This is a genomic window from Pelagibius sp. Alg239-R121, assembly GCF_947331435.1.
In the GTDB taxonomy this organism is placed as follows: domain Bacteria; phylum Pseudomonadota; class Alphaproteobacteria; order Kiloniellales; family Kiloniellaceae; genus Denitrobaculum.
Map to the genome: position 1 here is coordinate 1 of NZ_CAMZOF010000023.1, position 26,419 is coordinate 26,419.

Sequence of the window (26,419 nt, forward strand, 5' to 3'; positions counted from 1 at the left end):
GCGTGACCCGGATGAGCGACAATGACCCGAAAGAAACAAGGAAAACGAGCTTGACCCAAACGCCCAATTAGAGAAGCTGCCGCTTACTGGTTTAAATGTAGAGTTAAGTGGATCCCCTTTCGTCCGTGACGCAATATGTGATCCGAATTGGAACTGCCCTCCAATCAACCTGTCTCGACCAAAAGCACGGCATTGCCGTACTTTTTTCTTGCCATTCATACGGCATTGCCGTATATATAACACATGCAGACTGTTATCTGGACTCAGACATTCGAAACGCAAGCACGGCGATGTCGCTTATCCGATGACGAGTTGAAAGACATTGTAAGCGTAATTTCTGATGATCCGCTGTCCGGTGATATCATCGCCGGCACTGGCGGTGCCAGAAAGATACGGCACGCTGGTCGAGGCCAGGGTAAGAGTGGCGGATATCGGACCATTCATTATTTTGGTGGTGACGATGTTCCAGTGTTCCTTCTCGCTATTTACGGTAAGGGCACTAAGGCAAATCTCACCAAAGCAGAGAAGAACGAGCTAGCCAAAGTCTTGCCGCTTATAGCGGATGCATACAGGAAAAGAGCTCGTGAGGCGGCGCGAAAATTAGCGCGACGCAGGAAGCGAAGAAAGGAGTGACAATGACCTTTGGTAAAGAGCTGATCGACAGCGCGAACGAAGCCTTGAAGATAGCGAAGGCCGAAGCGAAGCCTGCGGGTGTGTTTGTGCCGGAAACCGTTGACGTGGTGGCGATCCGGAAAAAACAGCGACTAACGCAGAAGGCGTTTGCTGAGCGATATGGTTTGTCGATTGGAACTGTTAGGGATTGGGAGCAGGAGCGGCGTGCTCCTGACCGCGCAGCCTTAGTGCTGCTATCGGTGATTGATCGTGAACCGGACGCCGTTGCCCGCACGATTTCGGGAAAATAAAAAGGCCGCGATGTTGATAGCCGAACATGCGGAAGCCGGATCTTGGGAACCAGGTCCGGCTTCTTTCGTTATGGCTACTGGGAGAAAGAGGGCAGCTGCGGCCCGGGATGAAAAGCCACCTCACAAATTCCAACGCAGAAAGGCCAGATGATCCATTTAGAACATCTGGCCTCGCGCTTTTAAGAAGTGAAGACACATTCTGACCAAGGAGCAAATCTCCACTGATTAGAGTATTTCAGAGAAGGTTTATCAAAATCTTACCTGATTTCTCAGCCCAACATGCAGCTTCGTCCACGCAGGGCCAGTTCGTCGATCGTGCAGCAAAGGGCAGGGGTGCGGATCCAGCCTCGCTATATCTGACGATGGCGGCCGTGCTGGCTGGACAGGCTGTCTCGACGTTACGCAGGTCGGAAAAGCCTGACGGCCAATCCTACGGCAACCAGAGCGGCGCCCAGGGCAAGAAGCAGAAATCCGATCGGAAGGAAAAGGCTTTCCTGCAGCACGCCTTCGGCGCCGACGTAGCCGTAGAAGATGTTCTCGAGCAACAGCGAGATCGCGCTGGCGACGAGGGCGGCAATGCCGGTTATCTGAATTTTGAAAGCCATATTTTGGTTCTCACTGTTGCGCTGAGCAACTGCTCGAAGGTGCCGGATTTGCCGGTCCTTTACCAGGGATCCTTCGGGGCGCTTCGGCGCTTTATGGACTAGCGCGCGCCCCTTCGGTTCTGCGTCGGACGTCGCTGGCTGATGGAATGGTAGTCACAACTTATAGAGGCGTATGCGCTGTTGGTTCGGTGTTGGATGCCGGCGTTCGTTCTCTCCCCATAGTGCTTCGTACGATACAAGCGCGCCGGACTGTCGGCCGATGCCGGCTTCTTTTTCGTGCCTGCTTCTCGGCAACCAGGTTCGGCATTTCGTACGAGGTATTTTCGTCCGCGTCAGCGTGTAGAGCGTCTAGCGCTCTACCTCAACAAACCCGCGCGAGCGGGGGCATGCGGAGCATTCCGCTGATTTTCCCGCCCGGCGTTACCAGAGCTTGGAATCGACCCTTACAAACTATATGTGTGGTGGCAAGATAATACAAAATGTGCTACACACAATTTGTGGAGTTGCACTCGGCCCCATTATCATTAGGATTGATTGAGTTTGAGAGCTACCGGCAGAGATGAAACAGCGCACTAAAAAGGCCCGTTCGCTTACGACCTCGATCCGCATGAGCGAGACCGAGCACGCGCACCTGAAGGCGTTTACGGAGCGTGCCGGCGTGACGCTTTCGGCGCTGTTTAAGACTTCTGTGCGCCTGGCATTGGGTGTGCCGACGCGCGAGGAAGCGAACATCCGTCAGTTCGACAACATTCAGCGACAGTTGTATGGCGCCGCCCACAATCTGAATCAGATCACGCGTGCGGCGAATGCCGGCCGCTTCAAAATGGGCGGTCACGCGGAGGCAGTGATTGCCGATTTGGCGGCGGAGGTGCGGCGGACGCATGAGCTCTTTGTGGACTTTCGGCGGGCCGCTCACTCACGCGATTTGGTCGAGGCGTTGGAGATTTCGAAGGGTCTCGACGATCGGGTGACGCGCGATGTCTAGCACGACCTTGGAGCTGCCAAAAGACGATCTCACAGAGATGTTTTTCGGTCTTGACGAAGAGCAGAAGGGGCGTAGCCGCGGCAGTTTGGAGCGCTCCAGTGGAGGGCGTTCGCAGGTGCGCAGGGCATCGGCCGGCGGGTTGATCAAGAACGCTCTTCTGACGCACCAGGCGGTGATCAAAATTGTTCGCAACGGAACGACAAACGGTGGATCTCGGTTGGGTGCGCAGCTTCAGTACATTTCGCGCAATGGCGCTTTGGAGCTTTCGAACGGGGCCGATCTGGGCGCGCGCGCGGATGGTGAGAGTGCGGAGCTGGTGCGGGATGTAATTGCGGATTGGGAGAAGGATTTCGAGCGGATGGACCCGCGCACGAAGTTCTACACCTACCACCTTATTGTGAGCTATCCCGATTCCGCCGATCAGGACGCCGCGCGGATTGCGGGGGAGGCTTTTGCTGCGCGGTTAGCTGGTGGGGATTATGGCGATCGCTACAAGTACGTTCTGGCGCATCACAGCGACACGCGGAATCCGCATACGCACATCGTGATCAATCGCTCGGGGCAGGGCGGCAAGACACTGCATCTCAGCCGTCACGGGATCGACATTCAGTCGCTCCGCGAACTGCATGTTGAAACATCGCGTGACGTTGGGATCCGGCTTGCTGCGACGAGCCGGTTTTCTCGTGGGTCGGAGCGGCGGTCTGAATCGCTGGGGCGGGTGAAGGCTACTGCTGATGGGCGGCGCTTGGCGGCGGCGCGGGGGCAGGTTCCGGAGGCGCGCTATCCGTTTTACGGCTCTGGTCAGCGCCGGGAGCTGCCGAAGCCGGTGCTGGAACGGGCACGGGGACGGAATCTCGAAAGTTATGGAAAAGTGTTCGCTGGGCTTGGTTCGGCGGGAAGTATGGCGGAACAGCGAGGGGCCAAATCGGACATGACAATGGTCAGTCTCTTCCGCGCAAACATTGCTGGTGCAATGCAGCAGCTTTCACAACGGAATGAATTAGAGAGGAGCGATAGAATGGCGGAACAGATAATGGGTGGAGATATGCCGGCAGAACAGGCGCGTGTTCTCAATGCGGCAGCACAGGCCGCCGATCCGGATGTCGAGCTTGGAAAAATTAATCAGGACATCCGGGTGTTTCTGGATCAGTTCGCCGAGAAGATAGCAGGCATGACGGATGAGACGGCGCGGACGGAAGCGGACATCGCGCTTGCGAAGACCCGTCAGCAGTTTGAGCCGTTGATGGATGCGGAGACGCGCAAGCACTTTGGCGGCTTTATGGACCGAGACCAGGGGCCTATTGCGCGCGATGATATTGATCCGGTGCGGCAGCGCCAGGCGGCGGTACAGGAAGCAAAAGACCCCGATGAAGTTCGGCCGCTCGATGAACGCGGCAAGGCGGCGCAGGCCCGATTGAGCGAAGCGGACCAGTCGGTCATGCAGCGTTTCGAGGAAGGGGGCATGAGCGGCAAGTTGGCCCTGCAACGCATTACTTCGGGGTCGGATGTCGATAAGAAGACCCGCGAGATGTGGCTAGAGCGAGACATCAAGAGCCATGCGAACACGCGCAACCTCAGCGACGCGCAGGCACGTAAGGAGGTTCTGGCGGCTTATCGGAATGCGGCGGTAATCTACCGGGATGCCCGTGAAGACATCCGGGGCATTAACCGCAGCTTTGCGGAAGGTCGTGGCCATGAGGCCGAGGGACGGGCGACGCCGTCTCAGGATGTCACCATGGACAGTCCCGCGCCTGAATCTCAATCTAAAAGTCCGCTCATTTCGAGGGATTACGCGACCGGCGTAACAGGACAGATCAAGGAGACGGGTGCCGCTCTTTATAAGGCAGATGATCCAAGGTCGCATTCCCCTTATGTGGACATGAACACTGGTGGCGAGACAGAGACCCGCATCTGGGGTGTTGGCTTGCCGGACATGCTTGAGCGCGAAGGTTTGAAGGTTGGAGATCGCGCGCGGATCTATAGCCCTGGCAGCGAGACGGTGAAAGTGACAGAGACTGATCCGAAGAGCGGCGAGATCCGCGAGAAGGAGACACAGCGGCGGCGCTGGGAAGCCGTTGGTATCGAGCGGGCCGAGGACCGGACCGAGATTAAACGGTCGGTGACGCCGGAGCGTGAGCGTGGATCACGCGCAGGGCGGCGGAATGAAGAAGACCGGGGTATCGACCGGTAGGACTATCGCAGACTGTTGCGAAATGGTTTTACAACTATACATTTTGCAACAGTCTGCGGATGTCATTCGACGACTGACGGTTATACAAAGCCTGTTACCAGTGGCTTCCTATTTGTTTTTCGTAGCGATCAAGAGCCGATGAAACGGTATTAGTGATGTCTTCTGGCCGGTGGTTGGATTGAATCTCAACAAATTCGATTCCGCTTTTGCGCAAAGCTGTTTTCTTCACCATATCGCGTTCTGGCGCGTTGCCTTGAAAATGCCCATCACCCTGGTATTCGACAGCAACAGCAGGATTGCCATAGGGATCGATTAAAAGAAAGTCGATCCTCTTACTATTGAAGGAGCTGTAGGCTCTTTTATTTTCTGTGGCAATGAACTCGCCCATCGACACTTGTGCCATCAGCCTGTAGCTAAAGCGTTTAGTCTGGGCTGCCAGAAATTTTTCTATTGCAGCGAAGGCTTTGTATTCGCTTTTGTTCATCAAACGCCGCTTAGATAGGGTGGCATTCTCAATAAAGCGCAATTGGTTTTCCGTGTTCGTTACGCTGTTTTTCTCAGCGGCCTTTTTTCGTTGAGCACGTTTGTGTTCTTTGAAGAAATGAACGACTACCCCGCCGGCGACAGCCCCAAAAACAAACTCGATCACACCGACAACTTTCCAGCGATTGACTAAGGCATTTTGTTGTCAGTCTTATCGGATGTTATCGATGCAAGGTAGTAAAAAGAACAGACTACTAACCTTCTCTGTATCGTGCGCTTGGAATGATAATTTTGAGGCGCTCTCTCAGGATCTCGGGAGAGAGACCCTGCGCAGCTTTCTTTAGTTCTGCGGAATCCTGTGATGTTACGGGCGCTGCTTGAAGAAGATTATCAAATGTCCTTTTAAAGTTGGCTGTTTTAACCCTGTGAACCATAGCATTGAGTGGAAGCGGGTCCGGAATGTCGTCTTTTGAATCTTCGCCGGTTTTTGATGATTCTTCCGGTGGCAGGATTGATCCAATAGGCTGTCTCTGCCCAACCTCGGCTTCAGTGTCTAGTCTGACCTTCACAGGATCGATCATTTTGGGCATGCCTTCGGCGGGTTTTAGGAAGCCCTCGTAGGAGGTTACGTCGCCATCCTTGACGCTGGGGATCTCCGGCCAGGTCATGCCGTCCTGAGACTTCCATAGCTTGCTGTAGTGCTTGTCTTTCCAGTGGCGGACTTTGTTGGCGCGGATCGGAAAGCGATTCTGGACGGTGATGATCAGCTGCTCGGGATCCAGGCGGCCGACTTCCTCCGGCGTCATGAGGGCGCGGCCTTTTTCCGAGAAGGATTGTGACTGCTGCTCCTTGGTTCCCCAGGCTCGCCCCGAGACCGATTTGACGGCAATGGTCTCGGTCCCGAGGGATCGAGAGACCATTTGCTTGGTGTCTTCGGAGTTCGGGGCCATCCAGACTTTTACCTGGGTCAGATCCATGAGGATCTGGCTGGCATGCTGGCCGTAGATATCCAGCAGCGATGCGGGTGTTTGAACGATCAGGCAGAGCCGGCCGCCGTAGCCTGGCAGGATCGTTGTGGCATCCACGACGCCTTGCATCCGTCCGAGCGAGTGAAACTCATCGATCATAAAGAGCACCGGCAGGAATTCCTTGCCGGGCCGTTTCTCCTGCAGGGCCAGAATGGCGGTCTGGAAAAACAGCCGGACGACAGGGGCGGCCACATCCTTATACTGGTTAGGGATGGCCAGATAGATCGAAGTCGGCTCGGTGCGCAGAGTGCTGAAATCGAAGTCATTCCGGCTTGTGGCGCGGATAATGGCGGGTTCGTTCCAGGCCTCCAGGCCTGCGCCCTGCAGGACGGCGAGGTAAATGCCGAGCGATTTGTTGTCTTGCGCCGAGGCTTTCAACAGATCGGAATGCGAAAGCGGGTCCGGCGCACGCTTGGCCAGTTCGGCGAACATGCTGCGGTAGTCGGCCACTTCATCGGCACTCTTGGCCATTGGCGTCAGCAGCGACGAGACCTTGGCGAGCGTCGGGTCCGGCTCGTTACATACGATAGCACTCACGGCCACGAAGATTCGCTTACCGTCTTTAAGCAAGGAGCCTTCGGTTGAATCCTTTCTGGCCGATAGCAGGGCGGAGGCGAGCGCTTGGATCCGGGTCAGGCGGTCTTCCAGGTCGTTGAGCGCGGCAATTTCGATCAAGGGATTGAAGCAGTGCGAAACCCTTTTGAGGGAGTGCGCGCTGGGATCGATGTTTTCCAATTCCATGTCGAAGGGCGAAAAGACCAACACCCTATCACCCATTTTGACGCGCTGGCGGGCAGTGGCCTCGTAGTTCTCGCCTTTGACGTCGTAGACGATTACCGAGCCGAGATAGTCCAGCAGCGTCGGAATGATAATACCGGTACCTTTACCTGACCGCGGTGGGGCGGAGACGAGCATGTTAGAAAGCTCTACATCATTGACCCGCAGATATGCCGCGCCGCTTTTAGGCTTCCCTAGCTTACCGAGGGTCACGCCCCAGCGTTCCAGGAGCTTGCTCTTTTTGATCTCCTTGCGTGTGGCCCAGCGGGCGTCGCCGTGGGCGTCGGTCGATTTGACGCCAAAGATCACACCATCAAAGAGATAGAACAGCAGCGCGCCGATCGCCAGGGCGCCGACGAAACCGGCCTGCCATGAGAAGGTCCAGGCGTCCGGAGTGAGCGCATCCTTGGTGGTGATCACCAGCCAGGGTGTGAAGTGCTCCACGGAGCCGTAATGCTTATGGGCGATCCAGAGGCTTGCCCAGAACGGCACCGACAGAAGGGCAAAGCCGATGGTGTAGAAATGGTGGGTGTTGACCTTCAGCATGGGCTTTCTTCCTTACCAAGCATTGCTGTCCAAAAACCTGCCGTAGATAGTCATCGAGAAAATTCCGATACCGAAGACAAGGCCAATCAGTCTGTTAAAAGCGAACCACAAGACGGCCACTAGAACGACCACGCCAACGAGAAACATTTGACTGAACGGTCCAGTGGCCAGCTCGTAGAGATAAACAAGGGCGTTCTCGATAGACGAACGGTTTGCCCGCACCCGGTCCATTATGTCGTAGGAGGCCAAAGCCTGAGAGGCGACGAGCAGCGGAAGGATGGCTGAAGCGATAAATTTGAACATGGATAATTACCCGGCTTTTGGGACGATAGGTTCGGGCCTCTTTCGGAAGATCCTGATACCCGTTGGCTTGCGCATACCGTCGATCTTGTCGAACTGGATGACGAGATCGATCATGGAGCGGCAGTAGGCGACGATTTCGGAAAAGGTGAGGCCGAGGTTTGCCTGCATCACCAGGAAGGCCAGGCGGTCCATGGCGCGTTCGGGCGATGAGGCATGGACCGTTGTAATGCCGCCTGGATGTCCGGAGTTGATGGCGCTCAGAAAGTCGTAGGCATCCGTACCGCGCAGCTCGCCCATCAAAATGCGATCGGGCCGCAGGCGCAGGCTGGCCTTCAGGAGATCGTTGCTTGAAACTGTTCCGTTGGACAGCAGGCAAAGGCTGTTCGGGTGCGCAGGGAAAATCTCCTGCGTATCCTCGATAGTAACGATGCGCTCGTTTGGATCGGCGCATTCGAGACAGGCGCGCAACCAGGTGGTTTTGCCGGAGTCAGTGCCGCCCGAGAGCAGAATATTCCACTTGGCGCGCACGGCATTGTGCAACAGGGCTTTGGTAAAGCCGTGGTCGTATGCCTCGAAGACCGCCTCGTCTTGCGGCGAGGTTCCGGTTTTGAGTTCGTCGGACAGAGAGGCGACTCCGGCGCCCTCGATGAGATGGTGGAGGGTGAGATTACGCACCACGGTCCGGCGCAGGGCGAAGGCCACCGGTCCGTCGATGATCGGCGCCTGCAGGACTTGCGATCGCCAGAGCGAACCTTCGAGAGTAAACCGCGAAGCGGCGTAAGGTTTCTTTTCTGAAAAAGGTTGGTCGCCGGCGAGATCATTGGTAAGGGCGCAGGCTTCCTCTTTGGACAGTTTTATGTCGTGGTGCCGCATGTAGGGATCGCCGTTGCGCGCAACCCAGACCGAACAGTCCGGGTTGAGCACAATCTCGGTCAGGTCCGGATCCGCCAAAAGCCCCCGGAAGATCTCACGCAGGTTCCTTTCGAGATAACGGCTCAAAGGTAGAGGTCCCGCGCCACGAACACGTTGATGTCTTCGCCCTGATCTATATTGATGGTCGGAGCGATCGAGAGATATTCCTGCAGCGCGCCCTGGCTGGCGTTTGCCACTGCGTCGCTGCCTTCGCTGATGGCATTGCCGGCCGCGCCATTGCCAAGCGCCTCGCCGAGGCCGCCGATGGCGCTGACGGCGGAGATCAGGAACGCCGCCTCGAATTTGAGGGCGAAATTGTGATCCACCTTGCCGGTCATGCCGGCGCGGCCCAGGCTATCTGTGCCGCGAGAGCCGATTTGAACGGAGCGCCCATCGGGCGTCACGACGCGGTTCCAGACGACCAGGACCCGCGATTGCCCCAGGCTAATCGTGGAGGAATACTCACCGATCAAAGTGGAGCCGGACGGCACCAGTATGTTGCTGCCATCGAAAGACCAGACATCTCGTTTGATGCGGGCGCGCAACAGGCCGGGCAATCCCGAATTGATGGCTGTTTCGAGGGTGCCGCCGATCATGGTTCCCTGCGTGATCAGCCTGTCTTGGTTGGGCAGAGTTCTGGCGTGTGCGGTTTGGACCGCCCGGTTGGAGGCTGCGTCGATAAAGGCATTGCCCGAGCCGGTGTTGCCGGCTTGCGCCGTGTCTTGCCCGTTTGCTGACAGGATTGCGCCCCCGCCCACGGCAGACGTGGCGAGGCGGGCGCGCTCCTCCTCGATCCGCCTCTGGCGTTCTTCCTCGCGCTCCAATTCCGCCTGGCTGGGACCGGTGGGGGCCTGGGCTTGCTGTACGAGGGTAGGAGTCGCGTCAACAGAAGACTGTTGCGCGCTTAACCTCGCTCTCATTTCCGCCAGCTCACGCTGATAATTTTTATCTTGGAGTTCCTTTTCCTGGCGCATCTTTTCGATCGTGTCTTTGAGAGCCTGCAGCTCGCCATCGTTGGGGAAGGCTTTTGGAACAGGCGCTGCTTTGGAAACAACCGGCTGGGCCGCTTCGAGTTTTTCCTTGGCGGCTCTCATTTCCTCAACCTGCCGTTGGGTGGCTTCCAGCTGCGCGGCGAACATCGCGAACCTTGGATCGTCGGGCACAGGCGGTTCCTGTACCGGCTGCGGTGCCTGGAAATCGCCAAAGAGCACCGCACGGTTCGGGCGTTGCTGGGGTGTAGGTTCGGCAGGCGGGATCAGGTTCAGCGCATCTGCTTGTGGGCTGGGATCGCTCAGCATGGCGTATGCCGTGCCGCCCAGCACCACGGCGATCGCGGAAACAGCGCCGACAGTCCATTTGTCCAGCTTGTTTTTACCGCCGCTTATCTGGTGAACGCGGTCGGCGGCCGGCGCGCGCATGCCTGCTTTGGGCTTGCTGGATGAGGTGTCTACCGCTGCGGTATCTACAGGTGTGTCGTCGGTCATTGGACTCTTCTTTTCTTTCATGGCCGCCCGCCATCGTCACTGCCGCTGCCGCCTGTTGTCTTCCAGACGTGTTCAGTCTTGCGGCGTTCCTGCCCGAGCGACGGGACGTCGGTCCAGAGAATGTGATCGATCACGACCGGCGAGCGCAGGAAGCCGTCTTCGTTGCTGGCTTTGATCCGGCAGGAGACTTCGCCCTCACCATCCTGACGCATGATCGCATCGGGGTTCTTGCAGCGCTTACGTTTCTCGAAGCCCCAATCGAAATTGATGTTGGAATCGACCGAACAGGAGCTGAAGGGCGGCAGGGGTGGCTCGGGTTTCGGTGTGTTTGTGATGCGCTTTATGAAGGCGGCATGAGCAGCCTCGCACCCCCCAGGAAACCCGCCCGGCAGGCAAAGCCAAATCGCGCATTCATCCTGTGAGGCGGCATAGATCGGGGCCGGCACACCAATGAAAAGAGAGGCGGCAAGGCCGCAGGAAACAAGCATCCTGGTCATCGTTTCATGGCTCCTATTATTTTCTGTGAGTGAGCCCGGCGGTTGATTGGCCTGCGGATCACGGGCGCCGGGTGTCCCATGTGTTCGGCAAACCAGTAGAAGGCTTCCTGGATAATCATGCCGACCGGAACACCGTCGCAGTCCTTCATTTCAAAGAGATCGTCTTTGACGGCATAGTGGGTATGAGCCGTTATCTTTTTGCCGTGGGAATAAGTACCGTAGTAACGCCGCGAGGTTTCGCCCTCACGCCAGCACTCGATAAATTTCAAGAGGGCGTGATTGTAGGTCTCGTTCAGCGGCCAGCCGTTCTCATCGCCTATGTCCTTGAGGGTATTCGCAAGCTCATTGGAAATGCACGTTTCGACGGTGGTGGGATATTGTTCGAATGGCATAATCAGAGTCTCTTTTTGGCAGGTGACGTTGCGAAACCGATTGCCGTTAGCGTTCTCATTTGCCATCTCTCGGATCGTTTTGAATGTTGGTATCCCGCTGCGCAGGTGTCTCCGGTGCATTCTCAAGCGCGTAGGCATAAAGCGGACGGTTAAAGAGGCAGGTCACATAGGGACCGTCGCGCAGCACCAGGCGCGAATAGACGCCGTTGACGACGATGGTTCCGTCATCGAGGTAATCACCGGAATTGATCGTCCGCTCGTAACCGTCAATCTCCATGGCAAAGATGCTCGGCCGGACAGATCGCGGCGGCAGGCGGATATAGGTCTTTACGCCGTCGTCAAAGACCTGGACGGGCCGCAGGAGGTTGGAGCCCACCGCCGCATAGTCGAGATTGACGGTGCCGGTTGCGTTGCGGTGAACTTCGAAGATGCTGCGCGGTTTCACCGTCTCGGCGATCTCCGGCTCCGGGTATCTGAAAGAGTAGCGGAAACCCACGCCTTCCGGGGTCGTGCCGGTGTGCGATGTCAGGACGAAAGTGTAGTGACGGCGGGAGGTCCGGACGTTCAGATTGGTTGGCTGATCGATGTCCCTCTTGACCTTGACCGACAAGTGGTTCGGGTAAGACAACGGCGCGACTTCCCAGGTTTCAAGGTCTCCGCCAATCCAGTAGATGACGCTTTCTGTCTCCTCGAAAATCAGGGTCAGGGCGTAGCCGGTGTAGGTCTCGATGGGATAAACATCATCCTCGAAATATTCGAAGGTCATGATCCGCTGATCGTGGACGCCGCCCTGGGGCTGTTGCTCGGCCAGGACAGGTCCAGCCAGAGCGGACAGAAACATTGCAGCTGCGGCGAAAGATCGAAGATGCTGCTTCAAGGGTTTGCCTCCTCATCGATCCTGTAGTTTTCCACGTAGAAGCCCATGGGGTTTACCCAGCGTTCTTCCAGACTCATGGTGCCCTTGCGGTCGAAGCCGTAGCGCATGGTGATGACAAAGGCTTTGCTCACGGGTATTGCGCCGGGGGCCTCGTAGAGGCTCTTTTCGATGCGCAGCAAGGCGCGGTTATCGGGCTGGAGCACGACCGACTTGACCGAAACGGTCAGGCGGCGCGCTTGGCCGTTTACCGTAAGCGGGTTCATGGGATTGTCGTTGCCGTAGAGTGCGTGGAGGTCGTTGCTTGCGCGACCCTTGGTGATTTTGTCGATGGCCCGGATGCGCGCTTGCTGATCCAGGCTGTCATAGGTTTCGCGGTCGCGGACATAGCGGAACAGCAGAGATTGGGTCAGAGCCTCCTCCTCGTTGAGACGACTGCCCTCAACCATGGAACTAACCGTGGCCTCGCCGGTCTGCTTATCAACGATGATTGTAATCGGCTCGACCGTCTTAAGCGGTGCCAGCCCCATCAACGCAACGGCTTCGAAAATGGCGATGACGTAGCCGATGATGCCAAAGATCACGGCGTACCTGACCTTGCGGTCTTTGCTGAGGTAAAGCTCGGCTTCCCAAGCGTCGGTCGCGGCGCTGGTCATGGGTTCTCCCTATCGTATTTCCGGTTACGTTCGATGGTCGCCTGAAGGTGCTTGTTGTCTTCCGGGGTAAGACCGTTCTTGTCAGGTTTTGAGGCCGCTTCGTTGGCGGCTTGAGAACGAGCCTCGCTGGCGTTACCGCCGCTATCGGGGCGGAGAGGGTTCGACTCCTGACTAGCGCTGGAGGAGTTCTTTATGACGCTGAACACGCCGTTGCTGCCGAGCTTCATGACTGCGCCGCCCACGGTGTAGGCGATCATGGGCGTCAGGAAGAGACTTGCCAGGCCAACACCGCTTACGACTAGGAAGACCGCTAGGTTTTTATTGATCTGATCCGCGATGCTTAGTCCCACGGAAGCATCGAACGTGAGGCTTTGGCTGGCTGCAAGCACGGTGCCGAGGACGCCATAAAGCAAGATCTGAAACACGATCAACATGGACACGCCGCGCATCCAGCCGTTGAAGACATCGGCGGTGTTTTTGACGAATGCCCAGACGGCGAGGACCGGCGTAATACCGATCAGGATTGCCATAATCACTTTGGAGAAGGAAATTAACGCCAGGGCGATGATGGCCATGGCAACGACGACAATCATAGTAATGAATGACACGAAGACCGCCATCAGGCCTTTGCCGGTAATAACCGAGCCGAAACTGAGGCCGTCCAAACCGTTGTCGATACCTTCGAAGGCTTCCGAAATGAAGAGAGTTAGGCCGGTTATGATTCCGCCGGGGTTTTCCTCGCCGGAGAAAGTTTCCAGCACAACATTGCCGACGCTCGGCCCGAAGTCCCGGAGTGAGGGATATACGATGTCGACCCAAAGAAACGACCCTGACACGAGGCTGTAGAAGAGCAGAAACCGCCAGGCGAAGGACAGAAAGCCTTCGAAGGAAAACACCCCGCGCAGAGCCGAGAGCGCCGCCCACCAGGTCAAGGCCCCGCCTGCCAGAAGAACCAGAAATTCCGCCGAAGGAACTGCCAAGGCCTCGAAGACCGCAAGCGCGCCGCCATTGATGGTGTCGTCGATGAAGCTATCGAACTGAACGATAATGCTCATCGGACGGTTTCCCGATGACGCTGTTCACAATCGCTCTTCTCCGAACGAAGTTTCGCATTATGACTGTAGAGTTCGAGAAGATGCGTCCGCAGAGTTTTGATGGGCGTCGCCAGCATCTCCGGGTCGAGAGTTTCCGGCTTTTTGTAGAATGGATAATCGTTCTCCGGGATAGGCGTGCTTTCTTCGATCGCCGTCTCACAGAGCGAAATTGCGTGCTCGTACTTTCCAAAGTTGTACTGAGCTATCGTGATTTTCCGCACTGTGGCTTCTTCCTTGCTCATGAGGGCGGCCTGAGGGCCTCCGGTTATGGCCGGCAGCGTTGCTGTGGCGAGTGCGGCGATCAGGGCTATCCTTTTCATAGGTTTAGGTTCCGTTCCCATTGTTTCCATTGGCCGCTAGCAATGCCCCAGCGGGGCTGCGCGGCGAGACTCTTAATCGGGCCACAGTTAGCGGCGATATCGAGGTCGACCCCCAAGGCATTATCCAACTGGTATTCAAAGCCGCAGACCGGGTCGCCGCCGCGCCAACGCGGCTGAACGACAAGAATTCCTGCTGGCCCATCCCGCTCGATCAGGTGGATCTCCACCACGTTCACGCCGTACACAAAGCTGTCGAGGATCATTGCTCGAATATCTCCGCTGGATTGCCGCTAACCCGCTCTGTCCGTTCCCGGCTGCGCAGATCGGCGGTTGCCTGGGCGGCATTCAACTGGTTCTGGGTGGCGAAGCTCTGAAGTACCTGGGACAGCAACATGCCGTTCTCGATTTGAACGCGTGTGTTCAGGTCCATGGAGGCTTTGAGGTCGTCCGCGGCTCCGAGTTCCTTGCGGTAGGTGTCGTAGCGTTCGAGGGTCTCACCCGCCGTTTCGAAATGTTCCTCGGCAACGACCTGGGCGGCGGTGCTGGAGTTGGTGATCTGATCGAAGAGCCTGGTGCGGACGGTTTCCTCTTCATCGCCGTAGAACTCCTGGCCGGTCATGACATCGAAGTCTTCGTTGATGGCGGAGATCCGATTCCTGATCCTGTTGTTGAGGATCTGCCCCGAGAGCGTCAGATCGTTCAGCGATGCCGCCAGCCGCCGCGGCGAAACATCACCGCTGAAGAGATTTTCGATTTTGGAGCGGATGCCGGTGATCGAATTGTAAGTTTGCTGCGCCTGGTCGAGCTGCTGCTTCAGCGTCGCCAACTGATCGATCAAGTTAGAGAGCTGACTGTCGTTGACGCTCAAAACTTCCTTGTTGGTCACAAGGAGAGCCACCAGCTCCCCGAAGGTCGCTGCATCGAAGGTTGGGATGCCGCCCGCATGGGCCTCCTTGGAGGGCGCCAGCGTTGCCGCCATGGTCACGGCGCCAACCGCGGCGGTGATTAATGCTCTTCTGGGAACCATCTCTATTCCTCTGGCGGCGGTGTCAGGTCTTGAAAGCGGTTGGCGGTCCTCTCGGCCGCGGCCGGTTTGACCGGGACAAGACCGGTTTGCGGGATCGGCGTGGCGTCTTCGATTTTGCAGTCCGCACGCTTTTCCTCGTAAGGATCAAGCGCGTCGCCGGCGAGGGTGCAGCCGGTGAGCAAAAGGGCCGAGAGGCACGGCAGTAAAATTGTTCTCATGTTCAACGTTGATTTCCTTCTCATTCCGCAGCCATCCGGGCGGCTTTCTCACCCATAAAGACCGACAGCCAGTCATCGCCGTAGGTCTGCTTGAGTGTGTCCATCTCAGCGACGGTCTCAGCGGTCCCCGCGAGGACTTTCACGAACTGATCCATGCCGCGCAGCTTGGTTGAGACAACCAGTGATTCGCGGGAATTCTTGATGAGCGCTTGCCGGGAGGATTTGCCGAAGGTGCGGATCAAGCCAAGTTCGGTCGATGTAAATCCAAGGCCCTCGATGTAGGATTTCTCGTCGGCTTCCGGGTTAGCAAAGGCGATGCTGGTTTCGGAGGATTGCACCAGCGTTTCGCCAATCGCCGACCTGGCGGCGTCGGCAGGTTCCTGGGTCATGAAGACCAGGACTCCGTTTCGGCTGCGGATGGTCTTGATCCAGTTTTTGATGCGATCCTGAAAGCGCTCGTCGTCCAGCAGCTTCCAGGCTTCGTCGAGCAAAATAATGGTCGGATGGCCCCGTTCGAGTTTGCGGTCGATACGGTAAAAGAGGTAGTCGAGCGCGGGCATGCGGATCTTTGGATTGTCCAAGACATCGGTCATATCCAGGCCGATGACCGGCTCGTCGATCGGGAAGGAATCCTCCCGGTTCCCAAAGAGCCAGGATTGTTCGCCACCGGAGTGCCAGGCGCGCAGACGATCCAGGATCCGGTGTTTAGAACCGCTGTCGTCCACGGACCTCAGCAGAGAGGCGAAGTCCTCAAAATTCTTCAGGTCCTCGTCCGCCGCCACGGTACGCTGCACCGCGTCCGCAATGCGGCGCTCCTGTTCCGGAGACAGTTCGCAATCAATCAGGCGTTCGATAAAGCCCGCCAGCCAGACTGCGCTGCGGGCGTCCCGCGTGAAGGCAAAGGGATTAAAGCCGATTGACTGACCCGGTGTCAGCCGAAAGTAGTTTCCGCCCAGGGCTTCGATTGCGGCCAGGGCCACCCTGTCTTTGTCGAAATAGATGATATCCGGTGGCTGTGGCAATCGCCGGGACGCGCAGATAAGCCCCGCCGCCAGGGTGGACTTGCCCGATCCGGTCGTACCGTAAATACAGGTGTTGCCCGCCGCATTCGTGCCTGGCCCGTGAAACGAAAAGCTGTAGGGCGTCAGGGAGGGGGTTTCAAACAGGGTAATGGGAATGCCCCAACGCAGGTTACGGGTTTCGCCGATGGGATGTGTGTGAAACGCGGCCATATCGGCGTAGTTCCGATGGCTGATGATCCGGCTCCCGCTGCGTACCTGATAAGCAATGTTGCCGGGAACCTGCGCCCACCACGCCGCCTCCAGGCCCATGTCCTCGCGTTTTAAACGCAAGTCGCTGTCCTCGACCGCGGACTTTACCCGTGCGAGCGCCCGGCTCAGCTCGGCCTCGGTTTCGGTCAGCACGGCGATGGTGAAGTGATGGCGACCCATGGACAGCCGCCGCGAAGCGACTTCGTCCTTGGCGACTTCCAGTTCGGCCATGAGCGACTTGGCGTCATCGCCGGCGTCTCTCATGCGCGCCCGGCCACCCGATACGGCTTTACCGCCTTCAACCCGGTCCATGGGCATAAAGACTTGAGTGACGATGAATTCCGCACGCTGGCTTGCCAGGGCATCGAACATGCTGGTGTCGGTCTCGTGGCAATAATCGGAAATTGCCAGGACGGAGCCATAACGGTTGTCGTCCGGGAAGGGCCCGTTAACAACCACGGTCTCTCCCCGGAAGGTGACACGCGCGCCGAAGGACACCACCCGATCCAATGCTTGCTCGGCGGCTGGTGCTTTGGCCCAGACGCCGTTGATCAGCATGGTCATGACTTGCAGGATCTCACGGCGATCATCCGGTGCGCCGGTTAGGCGTTCGGCCCCGAGCGATGCCAGGGTTTCGGCGATGTGTTCGGCCTGGCTGTTGAGATCGTCGATATCTTCCTGACGCTGTGTGCGGATCCCCTCAAGGTCTGCCTCGCCAGAGGTAAAGGCTGTGCCCAACCATCTTCCTGCGGCGGCGAGTGCACCCATCTTGCGGGTCCACTTGCGCCTGATAACAAAGAGGTAGTGACGAATCTCGTAGGTATCGTTCTCTGCCAGTTGGCGGCGATAATGCTCATCGAAGCGCGCCGCGAAGCCTTCGCCCGGCACAGGCCGCATCATCTCCGCGGCATTGATTTTGCGGCGGATCGTGTGGGCATAAAGGACGGTCCTGCCGTCTTCGAACGAATTGGCGATGCGTGCCATGGCGTCACGGGAGACGTCCATCTCGCCCACGCTGGCGGTTTCATGGGCGACACCCCTGATACGAAAGGCAATGCCGACATCGAGGTTCTTGGTCGCAAACATACCGTTATCGAGGAAATGCGTGATCGGCACATGGATAGACTGAGGCACTTCGTTCGCCAGCAGCTTGCCGTGGGTCAGGTTTGCCAGGATCGCCTTAGGAAGAGGCATAGGAGTGACCTTTCCAGTATTCGGTATTTTTTGATTTGTGGGTACGCAGTAGCTGGGTGAACAGCAGCGAGAAGAAGTAGCTGTCGTGCTTGGCCATCCAGCGCATGAGGAAGTACATCGGGACGGCAACGGTCAGTCCCCAGAAACCCAGGAAAAACTGGGTCGTGATGAAGACCGTCATGGGTACGACCGAGCCGGCCAGCCAAAAGTTGATCGGCACGCCCAGCCTTTCGGCTGGACGCGTCAAACCGGTATAAACCCGAGCACCCATTAGGAGGCGAAGGTCTGGATGGTTTCAGCGATCCGGAAGCCGCCGAAGAAAATCGTCAGCACAACGAGCACGACGAAGAAATGACCCCAGCTGACCGGGATGCGTGGCGCTGCCGCGCTGATCCCGGCCACGGCTATGGCCGCGCCGCCGAGTAGAATCCCGTTAGGACCTGTCACGAAGTCCCGGATCTGCCCAAGAAAGGTCGAGGGGCCGTCGAAGATTGCCTGAGCCTCTGCAGGAGAGGTTAAGACAATCAGGGCCAAGGCGAGAATGAACAGACTCGTGGTGTTTTTAAACATGTGAAAGCACTCTTCAATTTGGAGGAGAGGTCATTGGTAGAATCTAGAATGGAGCCTAGATTCGCGAAAACCGGCTAAACATGGCGCCTAATAGACGGATGGGTTGTAGAAATTAGTAAAAAAATGTTACCCCAAACTGGACTGAGATAGACCGTTCTCCTTCCGTCGATGGAGATGAAGGATTGATCCGGTGAAACGGACGTGGGCTCGTTGTTGTCAGGTGGGAACATAGGGATAGTGAGAAGGGGTTCTTCTGGGAAATGAGTACGCCAGAAGTCAACGATGGCGTTGGCTGAACGAAAGACACGGGGACGGAATTCTGATTGCACGACATGGATGAGGGTAGTACCTGCGGTTTAGCTCGACGAGAAACGGTCTCCTACATAAACGTGGGGTCGGTGCGAGGGCCCGCCTTGCAAAGTTTTCGAAATTGTCTTGATTCAAGGATAGACATTTGTTTGCGGCGTTTTGAAGAATACCAGATGCAATTCTAGATAATCACACTATGTAAACAAGAAAAATTATAGGTTGTATAATTCTTAACGGAGAAGTTGTACAGCCACGCCGCGGCGAAGTTGAGAAGCCACGTTGGCGGGTGCACTGTTTTCTGTTTTCACGAGTTCGGCGGAGCAATCGACTGCACCGGCATCAAGAAAGAAGGTCACATCCCACTGGCGAAGAGAGGACAAAGCCATATGACCACTTCTTTAATCGGGCATTTGTGTCAAGCTCGGGTACTTGGTTTTTCTGTCCGGTTTCATCTCGAGCGTGGATCACGCTTCTTTCCGTGGTTGGCCGCCTTCTTCTTCTGCGCTTATAGCGGCCACCACAAGCATAGATCAGATTGGATTGGGAACCTTGCTTATGCGCGCGCTTTTGTTGGCGCCAGTGTAATTTTCGGTTTTGCCCAAATCCTCGTCCACGCTTAGGACGATCTCGTCGAGAGCTGTCCTGTGAGTTCGTTGTTTTCAGATCATTGTGAGACCTCTGGTGCTTGATAGGAGAAGATTGTGCCATCACACCACATGCGATGCAGAATCACGGCAAGTTTGCGGGCAATCGCCACAAGGCCACGACGTCGACCTTTGGCTTTGACCAGCCTGGTTCCCCAAGCTTTGAGCGACGACCAGCCCGCAACTCTTGTGATGATGATGTTTGCGGCCGCATAAAGGGCCGCGCGGACGTCAGCATCTCCGGCTTTGGAAATATGACCTGGATTGTCCCGTTCCCTTTCCGAAGATCTGACAAAGTCCATCGTTGCAGCTTTGGAAAAATCGGGTAACAGCGCTGCTGAAGTTCCGGCGGCGCCAAAAAGTTCGATTGCAGATGCTCGAAAGTTTTTGCTTATGGCAGATGCGGACCGCTTCGCGCTCCTTACGCTTCAAGAATGGAAGTCTGAAACATATGTGAATACCGGGTTGAGTTTTGATCTTACCTTGGAAGTTATGAGCAAGGACGATACAGAGCTTGGACGAACCACCTTACACGGTAAGGACAATCTTGGGTCCGCGGCTCTTCCCAAGGATGTTCGTATTGCGTCTGAAACTGCAATTCGGCTTAAGCTCGAAACTCTTTTCAACGAACCAAGTCTAAAGGCGGCCTTAGAATAGAGCGCTTCGGGTTACTTTCTTTAGGTCCGCAAAGTCGATTGTTTCCCTTGGCAGTTGGAAAAATAAGCGTACCGCCTGCCAAGGGAAAACAACAGTGTCGGCTTTGATGACTGACAAGTTCTTCAAAATCACGACACAAAAAGCTAATCTTTGCTCAACAAGATAAGCTAACAGGTGTCCAAGCATAACAATCCTTGTTGCGATAAATCTCGCATCAATCTGTCCGGTAACGCAAACGATGTTGAATCGGAATTATGGATCTTGGATCAACTCAACGATTCCTCTCCGCACACAGTGATGCCGACCGGATCTGGCAGATGTCTGAGTGGCTGCGTTACAGTCGGCAGTGCGCTCCAATCCGGGGCAACATTCCTATTCTGAAAACGCTTATCTGAATTGTTATGCCGATCGTTAGACAGAGTTCTTTTAGACGGAGTTCTTTAAGGTTTGACCTGCCCTAAAGCGCACCGACTTGGAGGCCTTGATTTTAATCGCATCACCCGTCCGAGGATTTACACCTTTACGTGCCGCCCGCTTTGTAACTGTAAAACTACCGAAGCCAACGATCTGAACGCGCTGGTTCTTTTTCAGCGAAGCAGTGATGGTCCCGAAGAGCTCGGTTAGCGTTTCCCGAGCGGCCGTCGCAGTACAACCTGTCCCGGATTGGATGAGGTCCGTGAGATGCTGGCGATCACTCACACCCACTGGCGTGGCTTTGTGACGGCGGGCCGGTTTCTCTGTCGGCAGCACCTTCTTTGCTGCAGGTTTCTTTGCGGCCGGCTTCTTCACGGCTGATTTCTTAGCGGGTGTCTTTGCCATTGATGAAAACTCTTTCAGTAAAGAATTGGGAAAAGCAAAATTCGCCCCAGTGATACGACGGGTTTGTCGCGCAGGTCAAATATGAGGAGTTCCTCGAAGCCTTATGGAAGAATACAGAGGGGTGATTTCCGTTCGGGTCAGTTATTTTATTTGGGCCGTAATACACTTCCGAGAAGCTCGCGGGTTCGACAAAAAATTATGTGTTGTTGGAGTGCTTGCGAAGAACCTCAGCGATCTATTCAGACAGTAATCGCCGAAGAGTAGACTGCGATGTCTGCCGCGCTCATCCGAAGCTGTTTGGCTAGATTTCGCCAGCCAGACAATGCTGATTGTTGCCGGCTGATAATGTTCTCGGCATCAGTATCTTTGAGCGCGAAAAACCGCACTGCGTTGCGGGCTAAATCGAGACTCGCATCTGGACCTTCTTCCGAGATCCAGGTGGTGAGTTCGCGCGCCTTTTCTTCGATTGGAACCGGGTTGAGGTCATAGGCTGGAGAAAACTGACGCCGCGGGGCCGCCCCAGGCAGGGCGGCCCCTTCCTCTTATGCCCACAGTCCAAGAGAGAGTGGCTTTTGCTTTACTGCAACCTTGACAAGTTATTGATTCATGGTCGTTTGGTTGCTTTATCCGCAGATATTTATCCTTCTGGTGGTTATTGCATCTTGCCGGTGATCTTTTTGTGATCTAACCTGAAGCTGTAAATTCGAGTCGGCGTAATCGCCATAAAGATGAAGGAGCGTAATGGGTTACGCTTTTATTTCGCAATCTTTGCGGGATGCATTCTTGCGGCCTACTGGCAGAGTTCTCTGCGGCAGGTGCGAGAATGCGCTGTGTCTGGCTCGTTCGGCGGCGCCGGTTCCTTTGGGAGCCGGCTTTTTTGTGACCTGAAGCCTTTTACAGGCTTCGGTTTTGTTTGTGTGCGTGGTTTTCCTTGGGGGAATGGCCGATGATTTCGGTATCTCGTCTACTGTCGTTTGGGTCTAAGTCTGCTACGGGGCAAGGGGGCTTGCTGCTTTCGGCGGTCGCCGCGGCCTCGCTGCTGATCGGCGGCGCGTCTGCTTCGGCGCAGACGACGGTCGCGGGCGTGACCCCCGGCGCCATTGCAGTAGATGAGAGCGGTTCGGCCAATTACTCCATTCCTCTTTCGGTGCCGCCTGGGGTAGCGGGTATGGCGCCGAGCCTGTCGCTGATCTACGGCAGCCGGGGCGACAACGGCATCCTCGGGGTCGGTTGGTCTCTGGGCGGCCTCTCGGTGATGCATCGCTGCGGACGCACGATCGCGCAGGATGGGGCGCCGGGTGGGGTTGACTACAGCAGTGATGACCGTTTCTGCCTGGACGGCCAGCGCCTGGTGGCGACCGATGGTGTGTACGGTGCGGACGGCACGGTCTACAGCACGGAACTGGCGTCCTTCTCCAAGATTGTTTCCTACGGCACAGCAGGGAATGGCCCGGCGTACTTTAAGGTCTGGACCAAATCCGGTCAGATCATGACCTACGGCGATACCGCGGACTCCAAGGTGGAGGTGCCCGGGCAGAACGACGTGCGTTACTGGTCGGTGAACCGGATCGAGGATCGGGTCGGGAACTATCTGGACCTGACCTACAGCGACGACACCACCAACAACGTGCATCAGATCGACCGGATCGACTATGCGGGTAACACGGTGGCAGGCACTCTGCCTACGGCCTCGGTGCGCTTTGTCTATGAGGCACGGACCGACACGCGCATTCACTATATGGCGGGTGCGCGTACTCAGACCCTGAACCGCCTGAAGTCGATCGAGACCTACGCGACCTTTAGTGGCGCCGACACACTCGTCAAGCGCTATGACATGGCCTACGAGTATGGGCCGGCCAGCGGCCGTTCGCGCATGACCTCACTGACCGAGTGCGATGCCAACAACAACTGCCTTGAGCCGCACAGCTTTACCTACAGCGTTCCGCAGGCAGGTAACGTCTATAGCGTCGATGCGGGCTACGTTCCTTTGTCGTTTCTGGAGGATTACAACAAGGCCGAGCGGCGGAGCGACCTGGTCGACGTCAACGGCGACGGCCTGGTCGATATGGTCCTGTCCGACTACCGCCACAGCGGCAGTCTCGACAACTACACCTATCTGAACATCGGCAGCGGCTTTCAGCTCAACAGCGGCTTTGCTCATCCGGACGCGGTCAATGATTACTACACGATCAGCGCTCCGGGCGGCCGGCGCGGCGAATACGTCGATATCAACGGCGACGGTCTGATCGACTGGATTAAATCCTATCGCAAGACCAATGGGACCGCGTCCCAGGCCGTTTACAAGAACACCGGAACTGGCTGGGTACTGGATTCCGGTAATGTCTTCCCGCCCTTCATCTACGATTACAAGGGCACCAACCACGACAAGCACGGCGATTTCATCGACATCAACGGTGACGGCCTGACCGATTACCTGGAGGCGGTCTACCGGGACAATGGCGTCATCCACCAGTACACCTATCTCAGCACCGGAGACAATACGGTCAATAACGGCTGGACGCAGCATGCGGGGTATTCGCATCCTGATGTCATTTATGACCATTACAGCACGAACGGCGGCCAGCGTGGCGAGTTCGTTGACGTTAACGGCGATGGCCTGCCGGACTGGGTGCAGGCCTACCGCAAGAACAACGGCTCCATTCTCCAGAACACCTGGCTGAACACCGGATCCGGCTGGCAGGTGGCGGACTCTGCCTTTGTGCTGCCGGCGGTGATCTACGATTACGACAACGGCATTCGGGAAAAGCGCGGCGATTTCATCGACGTCAATGGTGACGGCCTGACCGATTACCTCGAGGCTGTCCATCGCCCCAATGGCGGCGTTTACCAGAACACCTTCCTGAATACCGGCAAGGGCTGGGTGCTGGATGCCGGCTACGCCCATCCGGACGTAATCCACGACTATTTCAGCGCCGGCGGCACCGGACGCGGAACCTTCAGCGATGTCAATGGCGATGGCCTGCAGGATTGGGTGAAGGCCTACTTCAAAAAGAACGGCACTGTGGTCAAGACGACCTGGCTGAACACCGGCAGTGGCTGGCAGGTCGATGCGGATTATCTGCATCCTGACATCATCGAGAGCCACTACGACTCTGTGCCGCAGACCTACGGTGAATTCACCGATTTGGACGGCGACGGCCTGCAGGATTGGATGCTTGCTGTCAAGCGGGTGACCGGCTCCTACTATCTCAAGAGCTGGCTCAATAAGACCGGTATTCCGGATCTCCTCATTTCTGCAGAGGACGGTCTCGGCCGGATGGCGGAGATCACCTACAAGCCGCTGACGGACGACAGCGTCTACACCAAAGGCAGTGGCGCGACTTTCCCCGAGTTCGACATTATCGCACCGATGTACGTGGTGTCCTCGGTGAGCCAGGACGACGGTCAGACCGCCCCTCCCGGCGGCGTCGAGGGCGATGCCGTCATCAACTACACCTACGCGGGCGCCAAGGTCGATGCGCAGGGCCGGGGTTTCCTGGGCTTTAAAACCGTTACGGCCCGGGATGCGCAAACCAACATTCTGACTACAACTGAATACAAGCAGAACTATCCCTTTACGGGCCAGGTGGACAGCAGCGTCACGCGGCTGGATATCGGCGTGGCTCAGGATTTGGTCAAGGAGGTCAGTTCCACCTACGCCAGCAAGCTGATCTTCGACGGGACATTGACGAACCAGCCGTCCGTCCTCTTCCCCTACGCGGATCTCTCGACCTCCAAGGCCTATGAGATCTCCCGTCTCGATCTGCAGAGCAATCAGGTCGCCGGTTTCCTGGTCTCCAGCACCACCACCACCTCGACTTACGACGACTACGGCAATGCCCTGAGCATTACCCAGTCTGTGACCGACGAGACCACAGGGGCGACGGCGGGCCAGGTCTTTACGACCCAGACCGCCAGCCTCTACGACAACGACGAGACCAAATGGATCCTGGGACGGGTCACCAGCACGACGGTGACCAAGACCCGGCCGGGTGCGGCCAGTCAAAGCCGCAAGTCCGCCTGGGAGTACAATTCCACCAACGGCCTGCTGACCAAGGAGATTGTCGAGCCGGATATCGCTGCCCTCAAAGTCACCACAAGCTATACCTACGACAGCTTCGGCAACGAGACCGCGGTCTCGGTCAGCGGTCAGGGCGTCACCTCCCGCAGCTCCACCACCAGCTACGACACGAACGGTCAGTTCCCGCTCTCCAGTGCCAATGCCTTGAGCCACAGCGAATCCATGGTCACCGATGCGCGCTTTGGGGTGGTCACCAGTCTGACTGGGCCCAACGGCATCACGACGACCTGGGAATACGACGGCTTCGGGCGCAAGACCAAGGAACTGCGCGCCGACGGCACCGAAAGCCGGATTACCTATGCCCTCTGCAACACCTCTTGCCAGCCCGGCGCGGTCTACAAGATCACCAGCCAGGATTTCCTGACGGCAGGCGGTACGTCCCTCAACACGCCCTCCGTCCAGTACTACGACAAGATGAACCGTGTGTTCCGCACGGAATCCATCGCCTTCGATAACATCACCAAGATCTACGTGGACACCAGCTACAACCCGCGCGGCGAATCCCACATGGTCTCGCGGCCCTACTTCGCGGGCACCGCCGCACTCGACATCAAGTGGGCCACGACCCACTACGACGATCTTGGCCGGCGCATGAGCGTGATCGCCCCGGACGGCGGCATCCAGGTCTTCGACTACGGCGGACTGACGACAACGGTCAATAACGCCGGCAACCAGGATATGTCCAAGACCCAGAACGCCATCGGCGAGCTGGTCCTCAGTGAGGATCACCTCAATGGCACGGTCACTTACAGCTACGACGCCTACGGCAACCTGCTGCAGACCAACACCAATGGCGTGCTCACCACCATGACCTACGACCAGCGCGGCCGTAAGACCGGCATGGTTGATCCTGACATGGGCACCTGGGCTTACAGCTACAACGTGCTGGGTGAACTGATCTCCCAGACCGATGCCAAGCTGCAGGCCGTCACCATGGCCTATGACGTCCTGGGCCGTATGACCAGCCGTATCGAGGCCGAGGGCACCACCACCTGGACCTACGACAGCGCCACCAAAGGCACCGGTAAGATCCACCAGGTCTCCGGCCCCAACGGCTACCTGGAGGTCGCCAGCTACGACAGCCTGGGCAGGTCGGACACCTCCACAACCACCATTTCCGGCACGGTCTACACGACTTCGCTGACCTACGATGCCCAGGGCCGCCCGGATACCATCACCTATCCCTCCGGCTTTGCGGTGCAGAACAACTATACCGCCAATGGTTTCCTGGGTTCGGTCTCCGAGATCCTGGGCGGCACGGTCTACTGGCAGGCCAACACGGTCGATGCCGAGGGCATGGTGACCCAGGAAACCCTGGGCAACGGGGTTGTCACCAACCGTGCCTATGATGTCGCCACGGCCTTACTGGATTCCATCCAGACGACCCACAACGGCACCTCCATTCAGAACCTGAGCTTTGTCTTTGATACCCTGGGGAACCTCACCGAGCGCAACGATCTGGCTCGTGATCGCAGGGAGGCCTTTCTCTATGACGGCCTGAACCGGGTGACGTCAACCACCCTGACCGATACCTCAAGCTCGACGACGCTCAACACCAC

Annotated in this window: 25 protein-coding genes; 6 read left to right on the top strand and 19 right to left on the bottom strand. The window is 57.1% G+C overall.

The genetic code is table 11. The features are described from left to right. Positions 1-243: 243 nt before the first annotated feature. Complete coding sequence (locus QMZ18_RS37185; RefSeq protein ID WP_282611310.1) at positions 244-633, top strand: type II toxin-antitoxin system RelE/ParE family toxin; 390 nt, start codon at positions 244-246, stop codon at positions 631-633. A 2-nt stretch (positions 634-635) separates the two neighbouring features. Further along, positions 636-923, top strand: a complete 288-nt coding sequence (locus tag QMZ18_RS36165) for a DNA-binding transcriptional regulator (RefSeq protein WP_282611170.1) — start codon at positions 636-638, stop codon at positions 921-923. Positions 924-1,321: 398 nt separating this feature from the next. On the opposite strand, the gene QMZ18_RS36170 is transcribed toward QMZ18_RS36165, so the two are convergent. Next, positions 1,322-1,528: a DUF3955 domain-containing protein gene (locus tag QMZ18_RS36170; RefSeq protein ID WP_282611311.1), complete on the bottom strand. Its 207-nt coding sequence runs from the start codon at positions 1,526-1,528 to the stop codon at positions 1,322-1,324. 559 nt (positions 1,529-2,087) lie between these two features. Between QMZ18_RS36170 and mobC the strand changes: the two genes are divergently transcribed. After that, positions 2,088-2,513, top strand: coding sequence for a plasmid mobilization relaxosome protein MobC (mobC, locus tag QMZ18_RS36175; RefSeq protein ID WP_282611312.1), 426 nt, complete (start codon positions 2,088-2,090; stop codon positions 2,511-2,513). Beyond that, complete coding sequence (locus QMZ18_RS36180; RefSeq protein WP_282611313.1) at positions 2,506-4,704, top strand: relaxase/mobilization nuclease domain-containing protein; 2,199 nt, start codon at positions 2,506-2,508, stop codon at positions 4,702-4,704. Before mobC ends, QMZ18_RS36180 begins: the two co-directional genes overlap by 8 nt. Before the next feature lie 94 nt (positions 4,705-4,798). Here the strand turns inward: QMZ18_RS36180 and QMZ18_RS36185 are convergent, their stop codons facing one another. The 17 genes from QMZ18_RS36185 to QMZ18_RS36265 form a co-directional block, all read right to left on the bottom strand. Next, positions 4,799-5,353, bottom strand: coding sequence for a DUF2726 domain-containing protein (locus QMZ18_RS36185; protein ID WP_282611314.1), 555 nt, complete (start codon positions 5,351-5,353; stop codon positions 4,799-4,801). Positions 5,354-5,441: 88 nt separating this feature from the next. After that, positions 5,442-7,538 carry a type IV secretory system conjugative DNA transfer family protein gene (locus QMZ18_RS36190; protein ID WP_282611315.1) on the bottom strand — a complete coding sequence of 699 codons (2,097 nt, stop codon included), beginning with the start codon at positions 7,536-7,538 and terminating at the stop codon, positions 5,442-5,444. Between the two features lie 12 nt (positions 7,539-7,550). Further along, positions 7,551-7,841, bottom strand: coding sequence for a hypothetical protein (locus QMZ18_RS36195; protein WP_282611316.1), 291 nt, complete (start codon positions 7,839-7,841; stop codon positions 7,551-7,553). A gap of 6 nt (positions 7,842-7,847) precedes the next feature. Then, positions 7,848-8,840, bottom strand: coding sequence for an ATPase, T2SS/T4P/T4SS family (locus QMZ18_RS36200; RefSeq protein ID WP_282611317.1), 993 nt, complete (start codon positions 8,838-8,840; stop codon positions 7,848-7,850). Then, complete coding sequence (locus tag QMZ18_RS36205) at positions 8,837-10,237, bottom strand: TrbI/VirB10 family protein (RefSeq protein WP_282611318.1); 1,401 nt, start codon at positions 10,235-10,237, stop codon at positions 8,837-8,839. Before QMZ18_RS36205 ends, QMZ18_RS36200 begins: the two co-directional genes overlap by 4 nt. 17 nt (positions 10,238-10,254) lie before the next feature. Continuing rightward, entirely contained in the window at positions 10,255-10,734 is a 480-nt protein-coding gene (locus tag QMZ18_RS36210; RefSeq protein WP_282611319.1) for a hypothetical protein, read from the bottom strand. Next, complete coding sequence (locus QMZ18_RS36215; protein WP_282611320.1) at positions 10,731-11,126, bottom strand: hypothetical protein; 396 nt, start codon at positions 11,124-11,126, stop codon at positions 10,731-10,733. The genes QMZ18_RS36210 and QMZ18_RS36215 overlap by 4 nt, the downstream gene beginning before the upstream one ends. Before the next feature lie 55 nt (positions 11,127-11,181). Next, on the bottom strand, positions 11,182-12,003 hold the full coding sequence (locus tag QMZ18_RS36220; RefSeq protein WP_282611321.1) for a TrbG/VirB9 family P-type conjugative transfer protein: 822 nt from the start codon (positions 12,001-12,003) through the stop codon (positions 11,182-11,184). After that, complete coding sequence (locus QMZ18_RS36225) at positions 12,000-12,656, bottom strand: virB8 family protein (RefSeq protein ID WP_282611322.1); 657 nt, start codon at positions 12,654-12,656, stop codon at positions 12,000-12,002. Before QMZ18_RS36225 ends, QMZ18_RS36220 begins: the two co-directional genes overlap by 4 nt. Continuing rightward, positions 12,653-13,711, bottom strand: coding sequence for a type IV secretion system protein (locus QMZ18_RS36230; protein ID WP_282611323.1), 1,059 nt, complete (start codon positions 13,709-13,711; stop codon positions 12,653-12,655). The genes QMZ18_RS36225 and QMZ18_RS36230 overlap by 4 nt, the downstream gene beginning before the upstream one ends. Continuing rightward, positions 13,708-14,070 carry a hypothetical protein gene (locus QMZ18_RS36235; RefSeq protein WP_282611324.1) on the bottom strand — a complete coding sequence of 121 codons (363 nt, stop codon included), beginning with the start codon at positions 14,068-14,070 and terminating at the stop codon, positions 13,708-13,710. Before QMZ18_RS36235 ends, QMZ18_RS36230 begins: the two co-directional genes overlap by 4 nt. Further along, on the bottom strand, positions 14,067-14,333 hold the full coding sequence (locus QMZ18_RS36240) for a hypothetical protein (RefSeq protein WP_282611325.1): 267 nt from the start codon (positions 14,331-14,333) through the stop codon (positions 14,067-14,069). The genes QMZ18_RS36235 and QMZ18_RS36240 overlap by 4 nt, the downstream gene beginning before the upstream one ends. Next, on the bottom strand, positions 14,330-15,097 hold the full coding sequence (locus QMZ18_RS36245) for a type IV secretion system protein (RefSeq protein ID WP_282611326.1): 768 nt from the start codon (positions 15,095-15,097) through the stop codon (positions 14,330-14,332). The genes QMZ18_RS36240 and QMZ18_RS36245 overlap by 4 nt, the downstream gene beginning before the upstream one ends. Before the next feature lie 2 nt (positions 15,098-15,099). Beyond that, positions 15,100-15,315, bottom strand: a complete 216-nt coding sequence (locus QMZ18_RS36250; RefSeq protein WP_282611327.1) for a hypothetical protein — start codon at positions 15,313-15,315, stop codon at positions 15,100-15,102. Positions 15,316-15,335: 20 nt separating this feature from the next. Then, complete coding sequence (locus QMZ18_RS36255) at positions 15,336-17,780, bottom strand: hypothetical protein (RefSeq protein WP_282611328.1); 2,445 nt, start codon at positions 17,778-17,780, stop codon at positions 15,336-15,338. Further along, positions 17,767-18,051 (bottom strand): VirB3 family type IV secretion system protein, encoded by a 285-nt coding sequence (locus QMZ18_RS36260; RefSeq protein ID WP_282611329.1) that lies wholly within the window; start codon positions 18,049-18,051, stop codon positions 17,767-17,769. Before QMZ18_RS36260 ends, QMZ18_RS36255 begins: the two co-directional genes overlap by 14 nt. Beyond that, positions 18,051-18,350: a TrbC/VirB2 family protein gene (locus QMZ18_RS36265; RefSeq protein ID WP_282611330.1), complete on the bottom strand. Its 300-nt coding sequence runs from the start codon at positions 18,348-18,350 to the stop codon at positions 18,051-18,053. Before QMZ18_RS36265 ends, QMZ18_RS36260 begins: the two co-directional genes overlap by 1 nt. Positions 18,351-19,567: 1,217 nt before the next feature. Between QMZ18_RS36265 and QMZ18_RS36270 the strand changes: the two genes are divergently transcribed. Continuing rightward, positions 19,568-19,960 carry a hypothetical protein gene (locus QMZ18_RS36270; protein WP_282611331.1) on the top strand — a complete coding sequence of 131 codons (393 nt, stop codon included), beginning with the start codon at positions 19,568-19,570 and terminating at the stop codon, positions 19,958-19,960. Positions 19,961-20,386: 426 nt separating this feature from the next. On the opposite strand, the gene QMZ18_RS36275 is transcribed toward QMZ18_RS36270, so the two are convergent. Further along, positions 20,387-20,749, bottom strand: a complete 363-nt coding sequence (locus QMZ18_RS36275) for an HU family DNA-binding protein (protein ID WP_282611332.1) — start codon at positions 20,747-20,749, stop codon at positions 20,387-20,389. Positions 20,750-21,725: 976 nt separating this feature from the next. On the opposite strand from QMZ18_RS36275, the gene QMZ18_RS36280 reads away from it, so the two are divergent. Beyond that, the coding region (locus QMZ18_RS36280; RefSeq protein WP_282611333.1) for a toxin TcdB middle/N-terminal domain-containing protein at positions 21,726-26,419 on the top strand (4,694 nt) is incomplete at its 3' end.